Here is a 13,786-nt window from a genome sequence, read left to right on the forward strand (position 1 = left end):
GCGGATGGCTGCCCAACCGCCTGAACCCGACGACGATGACGCCGCGCGCCAGGATCGGCTCGGCCTGCGCAAGATCATTCATGTCGATATGGACGCCTTCTTCGCCAGCGTCGAACAGCGCGACAATTCGGAGCTGAAGGGTAAGCCGGTGGCGGTCGGCGGGGCGGGCGGGCGCGGCGTGGTGGCGGCGGCGAGTTACGAAGCGCGGGTGTTCGGGGTGCGCAGCGCCATGCCATCGGTCACCGCCAGCCGGTTGTGCCCCGATCTCATCTTCGTGCGCCCGCGCTTCGATGCCTACAAGGAAGCCAGCCGCCAGATCCGCAGGGTGTTCGAACACTATACCGACGCGATCGAGCCGCTGAGCCTGGACGAGGCCTATCTCGATGTCACCGACGACCGGCTCGGGATCGGTAGCGCCACCCGGATCGCCCAGCTGATCCGGCAGGAAATCCGCGCCAAGACGCGGCTGACCGCGAGCGCAGGGGTGAGTTACAACAAGTTCCTCGCCAAGCTTGCGAGCGATCAGAACAAACCCGACGGGTTATGCGTGATCCGCCCCGGCCAGGGCGCTGCGTTCGTGGCCGGGCTGCCGATCCGGCGGTTCCACGGAGTCGGGCCGAAGGCGGAGGAGCGGATGCAGCGCCTCGGCATCGCGACCGGCGCCGATCTGGCGGCGAAGGACATCGCCTTTCTGCGCGGGACATTCGGCAGCATGGCCGATTACCTCTACCGGGCAGCGCGGGGGATCGATTTGCGGCCAGTGCGCGCCCACCGCTTGCGCAAGTCGGTCGGCGGGGAGCGGACGTTCAGCGAGGATATCGGCAGCGGCACGGCGTTGCGCGAAACGCTGGAGAATATCATCGCCATCGTGTGGGAGCGGATCGAGGCGGCGGGCAGCGATGGCCAGCCGGTACGCGGGCGCACCGTCACATTGAAGCTCAAGTTCACCGATTTCCGCATCATGACCCGCGCGACCTCGCTACCCGATTTCGTCAGCGGACGCGAGGAATTCGCACGCCTCGCCCGCGCACTGCTGGAAGCGGAATTGCCACTGCGCGGGCCGATCCGGTTGATGGGGTTGACGCTCGGCAACCTCGAAGGCGCCGAAGAGCCCAGGCGGCAGCCCGATACGGCGCAACTTTCGCTGTTATAGCGCCCTACTCCGTCCCCCGCGCCTTCCATGCGGCAATCCGCGCGCGAGTGGATCGGCCCAGAGGCTCGGGCAGCGAATGCGAGGGGAAGAACCGCGCTTCCACCACTTCGCGCCGGTCGGGCCGGGGGCGCTCGTCACAAGTGGCGGCGAACAGATGCGCGGTGTGGGGCGAGCCTGACAGCACCTCCTCCAGCGTAGCGAATTGTTCGATCCGTGCCAGCGCGATCCCCAGTTCTTCGTGCACCTCGCGCCGGGCAGCCTCCAGCGGGTCTTCGCCGGGCTTCAGCCCCCCGCCGGGCAAGGCCCACACATCGGGGCCATAGGAATGCCTCAGCAACAGCACATCGCCGCCGAGATTGGTGATGACAACGCTGACCCCGGCAATCGGCGCCTTGCGCCAGCGTCGCCAGTAATGGCGGCCGATATGCGCGAGCGGCAGCAAGGCGCGGTGGAGCCGGGCGGGAATAAGGACTGGCATCAGGTAAACACGGTGACGGGTATGTCGCGTTCAACCGCCACGCGCAGCAGGCGGGCGATGGGCAAGTCGTGCTCGCCGCGCATCGCCGCTTCGAACACCGCGCGCTTGTCCGCCGCGCCGCCGAGCGTGAAAACGATGCGGTCTGTATCGAGCAATGCAGGGATCGTCAGCGTGATGCGGTCGAACGGCGCATGAGCTGGCAGCGGATCGGGCGTCAAGCGGCGGATCATCTGCGGATCGCCGCCTTGCGGGTCGGTGTTGGGGAACAGCGAAGCGATGTGCCCGTCCGGCCCCATGCCGAGCCAGGTCAGCGCGAAATGCGGTGGGCGGGTGCCTTCACTAAGAGCCGCGATCTGCGCGCCCGCCGGTTTCAGCAAGGCGCGGATCTTGCCAGTGTTGGACGCCTCGTGATCTTCCGGCACGATCCGGTCGTCGTTGGGCCACACCTCCAGCGAGGCCCAGTCGAGCTCCGCCCCATGCTGTTGGATCAACGCAGCGAGGATCGGAAACGGGGTCGATCCGCCGGGAATGGTGATGGCACCCCCGCCGGCCAGTCGCTGCGCCAGCCAGTCGGCAATCGCTTCCGGCCCGGCATTCTCGATGGTGGTGACAGCCTGCATCCGCGCAGCATAGCAAAAGGGCTGCTCCCGGATAACCGGAAACAGCCCCATTTTTGATCTTGCGAGAAATTATCAGCCCAGAAACGACGACAGGAACCACACCCGCTCTTCCGCCATGTCGGTCCAGTCGTCCAGCAGGCCGTCAGTGGCATTGTCGCCCGCCTGTTCGGCCAGACCCTTCATCTTCTTCAGCCGGTCGACCACCTTCTGGTTATCGTCGCGCAGTTCCGCGATCATCTCCTCAGCGCCGAGCGAAGCGCTGTCCTGATCCTTGATCTGGGTATGGCGCCCAACCGATCCGATCGAAGTCAGCGTATCGCCGCCCTGCTTGCGAACCCGCTCGCCGATGACATCGATCTGGTCGCGGATTTCGATGGCCTGCTCGTCGAACAACAGGTGCAGGTCGCGAAAACGCGGGCCCTTCACATGCCAGTGGAAGTTCTTGGTCTTGGTGAACAGCGCGAAGTGATCGGCCAGCAAACCATTGAGTTCGGCAATCAGCGCGCCTTTGGAATTGGTGTTGGCATCAGCCATGAGCTTCTCCTTTATTAAGCGATATGCGGCATTATCGTGCCGCTGAGATGGTTATTGTTATAACGGACGAACAGGGATCTGGTTTCGCCATTATTCAATTCGCAATAATCGAACAAAGCGATCAGAATGCGGCGTAGCGGGCGTTCAATCCGATAAAGAGTGCCGCAAGAATAAGGCCGAAGGCCAGCCCCCGCCGCAGCACCCGCAGCGGCAGTCGTTCCAGCCCGGCTGAACCGAGCGACCAGCCCATAGCGATCGCCGCTGCCCCGCCCAAGGCGCCGCCCAGTGCGGCGGTGGCTGGCAGGCTTGCCTGCGCGGCAAAGGCGAACACCGCGAACCGCGCGCCGTCGCCGATCTGCCGAGCGGCGAGCACGATGGCGATTGCGCCGAGCGAACGGGTTGGCTCGCGCGGCTGCTTCAGCTTGACCCGCCAGCCGAGTTCGAACCCGGCAATCGCCAGTGCGAAAGCGACCAGCATCTGCGCCGCGCGCGGGGGCAGCATGGCGGCAAACTGCGCGCCAACCCATGTCATCACAGCGGCGCTGACGCAGGCTGAGACAATGCCGATCAGCAACAGAGGCCCGCTGCGCCCGAGCGCGTCAGCCAAGTGCGCAACCAGCCATTGATCGCGCCCGCCCGACGCCAGCGCGAACACCACCAGCAAGGAGAACAGGAAACTATCCACGCGCCTGCCTTAAAGCCTTGGCGGGATTAGGCCAATCGGCTGGCTCAGGCCGCCCACGGCCCGGTGATCGCCAGAGTGGCGGTGGGGGAATAGGCGTTGACGAACAGCACCCTGCCGTCGGGCGAGAAGCACCCGCCTGCCAACTCAGTCTGCGCCTTCAGCCGCGCGAAGGTATAGGCAATTCCGTCGGGCGTGATGCCGCGAATGTGGTTGTCGACCACGTCGGTATATTGGTCCTCGCACACGATCAGGTGGCCGTTCGGCGCGACGGCGAGGTTATCGCCGTAGTTGAACTGCGCCTCGCTTTCGCTTTCGAAGAACAGCTCCACCATGTCGGGCGCGCCTGCCAGCCCCGGGGTCAGCTTGAAAATCTGTCCCAGCTGCTTCGCACCGCCATTGGTCGAACAGGCGAAGACTTCGCTGCCCCCGCGACCAAAGCCCATGTGCAGCCCCTCGCCGCGCGCGATCAGCGCCGCGCCCTTGGCGGCGGCGCGCTGGCGCAGGTCGTCCGCGGGCGCTTCGGGCGTGTCCAGATCGACCCAGCGCACCGGGTAACTCTGCCCAACAGCCATCGCCGCAGTACTGCCGGATTCCAACCAGTTGCGCGTATCGGCAAGACCGTCGATCACCATCGCCTGCAACCGCCCGCCTGCGGTCAGCCTTCCCGGCACCTTGGGCACGAAGCGGTACAGAACCCCGTCGTCGCGGTCTTCGGTCATATAGACGATACCGGTCGCCGGATCGACGGCAGCGGCTTCGTGATTGAAGCGGCCCATCGCGGTCAACGGGACCGCGTCGACCAGCCCGCGTGCCGAGGCGGGGACTTCGAACACCCAGCCGTGATTGCGCTCCAGCCCGTCGCCGTAGCGCTGGCCCGGCCCGGTGGGGGCTTCCTCGCAGGTCAGCCATGTGCCCCACGGCGTCACCCCGCCCGAACAATTGCGGATCGTGCCGCCAAGACTGCGGAACTGGCGTTTGACAGCGAGCGTTTCGGCGTCGAGCACGATATTGGTCGTGCCCCCCGGAACGACCACGCCATTGCGTTTGCCAAAACCCTTGGCGATTGCCCCGCCCGCATCGTGCTGCGGCTGCAGTTCGTGGTTGCGCACCAGCGCGATCTCGCCGTTCCCGATGTCGAAGCAGCCCATGCCGTCGGCACGGTCCGGCACGGTGCCGCCATCGTCCATTGCATCGCCGAGGCTTGAGATCACACGATATGAAAAGCCCTGCGGAAGATCGAGCAAGCCCGCCGGATCGGGCACCAGCGCGCCGTAATCGGTGAACCCGTCGCCCACCGCCGCAGCGCGGGTCGGGGCAGGCGCGCCGCGCGTCATGCAGCCGCTGGCGGCAAGCGCGGCAAAGGCAGTGGCGGTCGCGCCGAGAAAACGGCGGCGGTCAGGTGCGATTGTAGGTGCGGTCATACCGCTCACTTAGGGCCGAGCCTCCAGCGCGGCAAGGATCGCGTCCCACCGGGCATATTTGAAGTTCTGCGCATAGGGCGGGTTGATCCCGTCCTGCGCGATGAAGATGCCGCCGGGAAAATCGGGGCCGAAATCACGGTTATCGACTTCGATCCCGTCGGTTTCCTCGGTGCTGCCGAAGGTGCCCGCCGCTATCCGGAAGCGTCCCAGCGGAGTCATGTCGGGCAGGCGCCACACCGCATAGGCATTGTCGCCCTGTGACGATCCGATCAGATAGCCGCCATCCTCGCCTTCAGGCGCGATGGCGAGCCCTTCCAGATCGGCGACCAGCAGCTTGTTGTCGATCGGCGCGACCATCCGCTTGGCTCCGGTGGCGGCGTCGATTGCCCAAAGCCCTGCGACTTCCTCACCAATATACAACGTGCCGGTGCGCGGGTCGGCGATGCAGCCTTCGGGCTGGGTGGCCACAGTGGCGAGCGTGGTGGTGGTGCCTGCAAAGGCGGCGTCCCGGCGGCTGATCACGGTGCTGTAGATCACCCCGTTCTTGGGCGCGCTGAACACCCGGAAGCTGTCACCCGGCACCGTCCCCGCGTTCGGCTTGTCGATGCAGATGCCGTAGCCTTCGCCCGGCCCAACTGCGATCGAGCCTGCCGGGATCAGTTTGCCGGTCTCCTTATCGAGCAGCGCCAGCGTGATCTGCGCCGTGGCCAGGTCGCTGCGGTCGCTGGCCGCGACCACCACCGTGCCATCGCCCAGTTCGACCACATCGACATTGTTCAGCCCCGGTGCGGCAAGGAAGCCCTTTTCCGCGCCCTTCAGGTCATAGACGTAAAGCCCCCCCTTCTTGTCGGTGCCGACGATCAGGCTGGCGGCCGGGTTGCCCGGGTTGCGCCAGATCGCCGGGTCGTCGGCAGCATCTTCGTTGGCGGTGCCGACCGGCGGGGTCTCGGCGACCGCCGCCACGGTGACAGCAGGGTCGCCGATGATCGCCGGGGTCACCGTTGCGCAAGCAGCGGCAATCCCCACCGCAAGCAGCGCGAAACCGTGGAAAGGTCTTATCATGGCTGCTTCCTATCAGAATGTGAGGCGCAGACCGCCCTTCATCGTCCAGTTGTATTTTTCAAACTGCAGCACGTTTTGCCGTCCGCCCTGCCGGTTGAAGGCGAAGAATTCCGCGTCGTTGATGTTGATCCACTCGAAATAGACCTGCAGGTTCTTGCTTACCGAATAACGGCCGGTGAAATCGAGCTGGAACAGGCTGTCGACGATGCGGTCCTCTTCTGCGCTGGAGTCCGTTTCATCGAGGTAGCCATCACGATAGGTGCCGGCGAGCCGGAGCGAGAGCGGGCCCTTTTCGTATCCGAGCACGCCATTGAAGGTGTGCTTGCTGGCGCTGGGCAGCGTGATTTCGCGGAAGGTCGGCGTATCGGTGACCGCACCGAGATCGCCATCGGGGATCAGGCCCTTGGCATCGGTGAAGGTGTAGTTGGCCTGCACCAGAAAGCCCGAAAGCAGACCGGGCAGGAAATCGAGCTGCTGGGAAAAGCCCAATTCGATCCCGAAGATTTCGGCGGTCGAACCGTTGATATTGGTCTCAGCCTCCTCGAAATCGATGCCCTGAAAGCTGCCCGGCTCTTCGACCACGACACCGACGATGAAATTGTCGATTTCCTTGTAGAACAATCCGGCTGTCAACGCGCCGTTGCTCGACATGTAATATTCGACCGTCGCGTCGAAATTCCAAGCTTCGTAAGGCACCAGATCGGGGTTGCCGATCACGGCTTCATCGTCCTCGTTGATCTCGAACCGCGGGGCGAGCTGTGCGATGTTGGGGCGCACCAGACTGCGATAACCGGCCAGGCGCATGATGAGGTTGGGCTGGGCGGCATACCGGATGTTGAGGCTGGGCAGCCAGTGATCGTAATTGCGGTCGATGTCGCGCTGCGTGACGATCACGGTATCATCGGCCGCCACGCCGCCACCTGGCAGGTCCTGCCCTTCTTCGATCAGCCTGACGACATTGCCGGTCATGCGGTTGTCGGTTCGTTCATACCGCACGCCGCCGATCACCAGCAGCTTGCTGCTTTCCCAGCGGCCCATCAGGTAACTGGCGAAGATGTCTTCCTCGACGGTGTAGTCTTCGACATTGCTGGCGAGCGCGGTGTCGATCTCGGCGAGTTCGAATGCGCTGCGATTGGCGTTGAAGAATTCGGTCGCCTCGGTGAAACCGGGCAGCGGCTCCAGATCCACACCAGGAAGCCGATAGGTCTGACCGGCGCCCAGCGCATCGGCGAGGGTGAAATCGTCGTTTTCGTAAAACTCGAACGTTCCGGCGAAGAACTTCTCGCGCCAGCGCGCCTTGGCGCCGCCCTGAATGGTCAGCGTTCCGGCATCGCTATAAATTTCGTAGCCGAGATCGAGCCGGGCAGCGAATTCCTCGTCCTCACCCAGCGAACCGGCGGTGAATTCAATCGAATCCAGTTCATAATTGAGAGGATTGAGGAAGCCGGCGCTGTTGCCGGTTACCGAGTACAGCGGAATGCGCGGGTTGCTGTAATCGAAGGCGATTTCCAGCCCCGAATCCTCGAAATTGGCGTCGAACCGGGTCGGGTCGAGCGATCCGTCCTTGGTTTCCGACGATTTCGCCCAGCTGACCGCATAATCGGCCGTGAGCGCGCCGAACCGGCTTTCGCCGCCGAACACCACGGTGCGGATGCGGCTGGTTTCGAGGCGATCCTTGACGCGGCGGCGGATCTCGATTTCGGTGCCCGCATCATCAAACACCGCATTGGTGCCACTGCCCGAGACATTGGCGTCTTCAAGCTTGAAAATGACATCACGGCGGAATTCCTGATCGCTGAATTCGCTGTAGACGCCCTTGAGATACAGTTCCGTGTGCTCGCCCACCCGCGCATCGAAACCGAGCGTGGCGCTGATGCGTTCGCGTTCGACGTCGTAATCGCGATATTGGATTTCCTCGGCATAGACGAGGCCGCCGTCCTCCTGCCAGTCCGCACCTTCGACATTGTCGCTCTCGAACTCGCGGTTGTAGTAGGACAGACCGCCGGTGACGCCGAAATTATCGCTCAGCTTGGTGGCGAAATCGAACCCGACGTCGGGCGTCAACTGGCCCGAATAGTCGTTGTAGCTGCCCCCGAGTTTGACCACGTACAGATCGTTCTTGCGGTCGAACGCGCTGGTCGTCTTGATCTCGATCGACGCGCCGATGGTATCGGCGTCCATATCAGGCGTGAGCGATTTCTTCACTTCAATCGATTCGATGATCTCGGACGAGATCACGTCCAGCGCCACGCCCCGTTCGTCGATCCCCGGCGCAGGCACGCGCACGCCGTTCAATGACGTGGCGTTGAGGTTCGGATCGAGCCCGCGCACCGTCACGAACCGGCCTTCGCCCTGATCGTTGAGCACGTTGATACCCGGCAGGCGGCGCAGCGATTCGGCCACGTTCTGGTCCGGGAACTGACCGATGGAATCGCGTGTGAGCACATCGGACACGCCATCCGCCGTGCGCTTGCGCGACAGCGCCGAGGCGAGGTTCGCGCTCTGCCCCAGCACCAGAATATCCGATCCGGAATCGCCGAGCACAAAGTTTTGACGCACCAGCCCTTCCGCCGGGACGTTGATCGTGAACCTGACCGCTTCCGCGCCGACATAGCGGGCGGTGATGGTGTAGGTGCCTTCGGGAACGTCGTTGAACACATAGGTGCCGTCCCGGCCGGTGACGGTGCGGCGCCCCAGATCCTCGATCACCACTTCGGCGGCCCCGAGGCCGGCGGTGTCGCTGGCATCGGCGACCGTGCCGATCACTTCCCCGGCAAATGCGGGCGCGGTCAGACTGACGGCGAGCGCAAGCGCGGCGCTGCCGGTGGCAAGACGAATACGAATCATCAATTTCCCCCTGTTGGTGCCCCCCCGATGCGGGCCAACTTGGGGTCGCCTCTAATCGTCCATGGTGACGCAAGAGTGACCTCCCGATTACACCCGCATGACACCGGAAATATTCGCCCGAATGCCGCAACCGCAGAGATGGCGCACGCGCGCCGAAGCGGTTAGCGAAGGGGAAACACTAACAGGAGAGCGAGCAATGAAGATCGAAGCGGGCATGGCAGCCGTGGTCACCGGCGGCGCAAGCGGACTGGGCAAGGCGAGCGCGAAGGCCTTTGCCGATGCGGGCATGAAGGTCGCCATTTTCGACATCAACGACGAAGCGGGCGAGGCGCATGCAGCCGACATCGGCGGCACCTTCCACCATGTCGACATTATGGACGAAGCGTCGGTCGAAGCGGGTTTCGCCGCCGCGCGCGCCGCGCACGGGCAGGAACGCGTGACGCTGCACTGCGCGATGGCTTCGCGGCGCGGCAAGACACTGGGCTGGGACAAGGAAGCAGGCGCATACAATCGCCTTTCAACCGAGGACTATGCTTTCGGGGCCGAGGGCATTCTGGTGGCCAGCTACCGGATCGCCAGCATCTCGGCGCTGGGCATGGCCAATGCCGATCCGGTCAACGACGACGGCGAGCGCGGCTGCGTGATCCTGACCGCCAGCGTCGCCGCGCAAGACGGGCAGATCGGGCAGGTCATCTATGCCAGTTGCAAGGCCGGGGTGAACGGGCTGGTGCTGCCGATGGCGCGCGATCTGATGGACATGGGGATCCGGGTGAATTCGGTGATGCCGGGCATCTTCGCCACCCCGCTGATGCTGGGGATGAAGGACCGCAATCCGCCGATGTGGGCGCAATTGAACGCCAGCGTGCCTTTCCCCAAGCGTTTGGGAGAGCCTGAGGAATTCGCGTCGCTGGTGCTGGAGATCGCCCGCAACAGCTATATCAACGGTCACCAGTTCCGGCTGGACGGCGCGATCCGGATGCCGCCGCGATAAAGCGTTTGGCCACGGCAGGACCACATCGGAGGATGCCCATGCGTTGCGCGCAGGGTGCAACACCGCCCGCTGCCGCCGCGTGCCTGGTGGGCGAGCGCAGAACGAAACATCTTCTGCAAATCTTCGAATCTTTGTAGATTCGAACAACAATATCTAAAGTAATTCTAATTTGTTTCTTCACTGCAACACACAGAAGGCAAATTGACTGTCAATCGCACGTAAATAATTGCACACTGATGGCGCAGTGATATTTGGCATGCTTGCCGATAACGAAGCCCGTTTGAAATAAAAGAAGGCTCAGGCTCGGCACGCAGGCGGAACGATCCCCTCTCTCAACAGGAGCGTTCCATATGATGATTCGTTTTACATCAGCTGCTTCGGCGCTGGCCGTGGCCGGTGCCTTGGCCACCCCGGTGCTGGCGCAAGCGCCGTCGGCCCCCTTCGAAGTAGCCGCGCCAGTGCTGCTGACCGAAGCGGCAGCCGCAAGCCTTGCCGCTGCCGCAGCCGCCCCGCTGGTGGACACCGCTGCGGGCGACGATCTTTCCGGCGTGACCATCGCAGCTTCGGGTGAAGCAACCCCGGTTATTCTGACCGCAGCTAGCGCTGCTCCGGGCCTCGCTGCCGGCGACGGCGAAGTCATTATCACGAGCGCAGCTATCGCTGCCGCTGCTGCGGCGCAGGCCGGTAACACTGGCGGACGCGAGGAAAGCTTCAGCGTCACCCTCAACCAGGATTCGTTCTTCGGCTTCTACCCGGCTTTCAACGGCCTGATCCCGGTCAGCGAGAATGTCGATTTCAGCTTCTACGGGATCATCTGGACCACCGACGCCTTCGGTACCGGTCTCGGTTCCGACCTGTGGACCGAATTCGGCGTCGGCGCGGCGATCTACTCCGGCAATCTTGTCATCAAGCCGCAGATCGGCCTCACCAACGGCGCCCTGCTGTCGGGCGGCGCGCGCGATCCCAACGGTGTGCCGGCGGGAACCGGGGGCAACTTCGCCGACGGTATCGTGCCCAGCCTGACCATGAACTATTCGGACGAGACGTTCGAAGGCGAATTCTACGGCGGCTATTACGCCGCACTGCGCAACCGCAACGATGATGCCGCGCTCGACTTCCTGCACACCTGGGTCAATGCGGGCTACAAGTTCAGCGACAACGTCTCGGCCGGCGCGCATTACGAACTGCTCAGCAACACCCGCAATACCTTCCCCGGCGGGTCGACAGCGGTCGTCTACCAGTGGCTTGGCCCCTATGTGCAGTTCAAGACCAGCAATGGCTTCTTCGCCCGCTTCACCGCTGGCGCCGACATCGAGGGCGGCAATGACGGCGATTTCTACAAGCTGACGGCCGGCTTCTCTTTCTGACCCTTTCGCGACGTGAGGCAACACGGGGGCGTCCGGCACCATGCGGGGCGCCCCCGATTTTTTGTCGCACCAATCGGCCCTGCCCGCTTTGCTTTGCAGCCCGCTTTCCCATAGCTTCGCCCGATAATAAGGGATTCGGGTTCGGGAGAGGTTTGGATGATGCGGATTTCACTTCTGGCAGGCAGTCTGGCTGCGCTGTTGCTGGCGCCTGAGGCACAGGCACGCAGCGGGCTTGAGGCGACCATCACCCGCACCACCTACGGCATTCCGCATATCACTGCCGATACATGGCAAGGCGTGGGCTACGGGGTCGCCTATGCCTATGCCGAAGACAACCTGTGCCTGCTGGCCGAGGAATTCGCGACCGTGGCGGGCGAACGCTCGCTGCATTTCGGTCCTGAGACCAAGGCGGTGCTGGGCTTTCAGGAGGTCGACAACCTTTCGTCAGACGTGTTCTTTCGCGGCGTGATCGATCTGCCGGTGCTGCGGGCCGGGTTTGCCGATCAGGGACGCGAGGCGCGCGGGCTGGCTGAAGGCTATGTCGCAGGGTACAACCGGTTCCTGAAGAATGCAGGGGCAGACGGCATCCCCGCAGAGTGCCGGGGCAAGGCATGGGTGCGTCCGATCAGTCTGGATGATGTGCTGCGCCTCACTGAAAAGCAGATGCTGCTGGCCAGCTCGCTGGTGCTGGCGCCGGGTATCGCCAATGCCACCCCGCCCGGCACGCCGCTGGCTGCGGCCAGTAGGCCCGTCAATCAGGCGCTGCCCCGCCCCGGCGAAATCGGGCTGGGCAGCAATGGCTGGGCCTTCGGCGGCGAATCCACCTCCGACGGACGCGGACTTTTGATCGGCAACCCGCATTTCCCGTGGAACGGACCGAGCCGGTTCTGGCAGCTCCACGTCACAGGACCGGACGGGTATGACGTGATGGGTGTGGGCATTGCCGGCACACCGATCCCGACGCTGGGCTTCAACCGCGATGTGGCATGGACGCACACCGTCACCGCCGCCCGCCATTTCACGCTGCACGCGCTGACGCTCGATCCCGCCGATCCGACCCGCTACGTGCTCGATGGCGAAAGCGTGGCGATGGAGCCGCGCAACGTGACCGTGCCGATGCCGGACGGCACGCCTGCGGTCACCCGCACGCTTTATAACACCCGTTTCGGCCCGGTGTTCGTCGCGCCGCAATCGGGCGTGAACTGGAGCGCCGGGATGGCATTCGCGCTCAACGATGCCAATCGCGGAAACCAGCGCGCCATCGACACTTGGTTGCGCATCGGCAAGGCGCGCAACGTCGGCGAAATCGAGGCCGCGGTGAGCGAGACGCTCGGCATTCCGTGGGTCAACACCATCGCCGCCGATCGTAATGGCGACGCGCTGCACGCCGATGTGACGGCGGTACCAAATGTCTCGGCAGAGCTGATCGCGGCGTGTTCCACTCCGCTGTCGCCGCTGTTCGCGTCCTTGGCCACACTGCTCGACGGTTCGCGTTCGGAATGTGATTGGGAGGTCGCTCCCGGCACGCCCGAACCCGGCCTGATGCCTGCCAGCGATCAGGCGGCGACGGTGGTGAGAAGCTACCTGACCAACAGCAATGACAGCTATTGGCTCAGCAATCCGCGCCTGCCCCACCCCGCGCTCTCTCCGATCCTCGGCAAGCATGAAAGCGCGTTGTCGCTGCGCACGCGGTCGAACTTTACCGAAACCGAGGCGCTGCTGGGCGCGGGCGCAATCGATCACGAACGCGCCAAGGCAATGGCCTTCGCCAACAAGAGCCTTGCCGCCGACATGGTGATGGGACCGCTGATGGCGCTGTGTGCGGAGGCGGGACAGCCTGCGGAAACCACGGCGCGTGGCTGCGCGGCGCTGGCCGGTTGGGATCGCCGTTACGAAGCCGTCAGCCGGGGCGCGGCGCTGTTCCGGGCGTTCTGGTCCAAGGTCGGCCAGCGCAATGACCTGTGGGCCGTGCCGTTCGATCCGGCCGATCCGGTCAGCACACCGCGCGATCTGGCGACCGCAAAGGTGGGCGACAGGCTGCTCGCAGCGCTCGGCGAAGCGGCAGCAGAACTGGACGCCGCCGGTATCGCGCTCGACGCGCCGTGGGGCGAAGTGCAGCGCTGGACCGCAAATGGCGAGGCGATCCCGATCCATGGCGGCCCCGGCACTGCGGGCGTGCTCAACTATCAGGATGCGCGCCCCGCACCCGGCGGCGGATTGGTACCGGTCCACGGGACGAGCTACATCCAGATCGTCGGCTTCGACGCCGATGGCCCGGTCGCCGACGCCATCCTCAGCTATTCGCAATCGACCGATCCGGCATCGCCCCACTACGCCGATCAGACCCGCGCCTATGCGGTCAAGCAATGGCACCGCCTGCCGTTCGCAGCGGAGGAAATCGCCGCCCAGACGATCGGCGAGCCGCGCCGCATCGCGGAATAGGCAGACTGCAAAGGCCTGCATGACCCACTCCGGGTCATTCCCGGTCGGTAGCGCCGGAAATCGGATGTAGAACCGCGGCGGGATCGGCAAGGAGGGGTGTCTGATCCACCGCATCGGCCGATCCGCACCGATGTGTTTCAGGGGGCTCTTCGCGCTCTTTCCTTGCCAGCCTGCCGCCTCCCGGCG

General features: G+C 64.3%; 11 protein-coding genes. 4 read left to right on the plus strand and 7 right to left on the minus strand.

The features are described from left to right. The first annotated feature begins 4 nt into the window (after positions 1 to 4). Positions 5 to 1,153, plus strand: coding sequence for a DNA polymerase IV (gene dinB, locus J3454_RS06365; protein ID WP_349512898.1), 1,149 nt, complete (start codon positions 5 to 7; stop codon positions 1,151 to 1,153). A gap of 4 nt (positions 1,154 to 1,157) precedes the next feature. Here dinB and J3454_RS06370 read toward each other — a convergent pair whose 3' ends face one another. The 7 genes from J3454_RS06370 to J3454_RS06400 all read right to left on the minus strand — a co-directional run bounded on the left by J3454_RS06370 (position 1,158) and on the right by J3454_RS06400 (position 8,800). Continuing rightward, entirely contained in the window at positions 1,158 to 1,631 is a 474-nt protein-coding gene (locus J3454_RS06370; RefSeq protein WP_349512899.1) for an NUDIX hydrolase, read from the minus strand. Next, the gene (locus J3454_RS06375; RefSeq protein WP_349513150.1) at positions 1,631 to 2,251 is read right to left on the minus strand and encodes a 6-phosphogluconolactonase; all 621 of its coding nucleotides are present in this window, start codon (positions 2,249 to 2,251) and stop codon (positions 1,631 to 1,633) included. Before J3454_RS06375 ends, J3454_RS06370 begins: the two co-directional genes overlap by 1 nt. Positions 2,252 to 2,323: 72 nt before the next feature. After that, positions 2,324 to 2,785, minus strand: coding sequence for a Dps family protein (locus tag J3454_RS06380; RefSeq protein ID WP_349512900.1), 462 nt, complete (start codon positions 2,783 to 2,785; stop codon positions 2,324 to 2,326). Positions 2,786 to 2,906: 121 nt separating this feature from the next. Beyond that, a complete protein-coding gene (locus J3454_RS06385; RefSeq protein WP_349512901.1) occupies positions 2,907 to 3,470 on the minus strand; it encodes a hypothetical protein in 564 nt (187 codons plus the stop codon). Positions 3,471 to 3,514: 44 nt separating this feature from the next. Beyond that, entirely contained in the window at positions 3,515 to 4,891 is a 1,377-nt protein-coding gene (locus J3454_RS06390; protein ID WP_349512902.1) for an alkaline phosphatase PhoX, read from the minus strand. Positions 4,892 to 4,900: 9 nt separating this feature from the next. Next, positions 4,901 to 5,953, minus strand: a complete 1,053-nt coding sequence (locus tag J3454_RS06395) for a phytase (protein ID WP_349512903.1) — start codon at positions 5,951 to 5,953, stop codon at positions 4,901 to 4,903. Positions 5,954 to 5,965: 12 nt separating this feature from the next. Beyond that, positions 5,966 to 8,800, minus strand: a complete 2,835-nt coding sequence (locus J3454_RS06400; RefSeq protein ID WP_349512904.1) for a TonB-dependent receptor — start codon at positions 8,798 to 8,800, stop codon at positions 5,966 to 5,968. 196 nt (positions 8,801 to 8,996) lie between these two features. Between J3454_RS06400 and J3454_RS06405 the strand changes: the two genes are divergently transcribed. The 3 genes from J3454_RS06405 to J3454_RS06415 all read left to right on the plus strand — a co-directional run bounded on the left by J3454_RS06405 (position 8,997) and on the right by J3454_RS06415 (position 13,600). After that, on the plus strand, positions 8,997 to 9,791 hold the full coding sequence (locus tag J3454_RS06405) for an SDR family oxidoreductase (RefSeq protein WP_349512905.1): 795 nt from the start codon (positions 8,997 to 8,999) through the stop codon (positions 9,789 to 9,791). Between the two features lie 350 nt (positions 9,792 to 10,141). Then, on the plus strand, positions 10,142 to 11,158 hold the full coding sequence (locus J3454_RS06410) for a DUF6733 family protein (protein WP_349512906.1): 1,017 nt from the start codon (positions 10,142 to 10,144) through the stop codon (positions 11,156 to 11,158). A gap of 156 nt (positions 11,159 to 11,314) precedes the next feature. Then, a complete protein-coding gene (locus J3454_RS06415; RefSeq protein WP_349512907.1) occupies positions 11,315 to 13,600 on the plus strand; it encodes a penicillin acylase family protein in 2,286 nt (761 codons plus the stop codon). Positions 13,601 to 13,786 lie beyond the last annotated feature (186 nt).

The sequence above is a fragment of the Erythrobacter sp. NFXS35 genome (assembly GCF_040148725.1).
Classification (GTDB): Bacteria; Pseudomonadota; Alphaproteobacteria; order Sphingomonadales; family Sphingomonadaceae; genus Erythrobacter.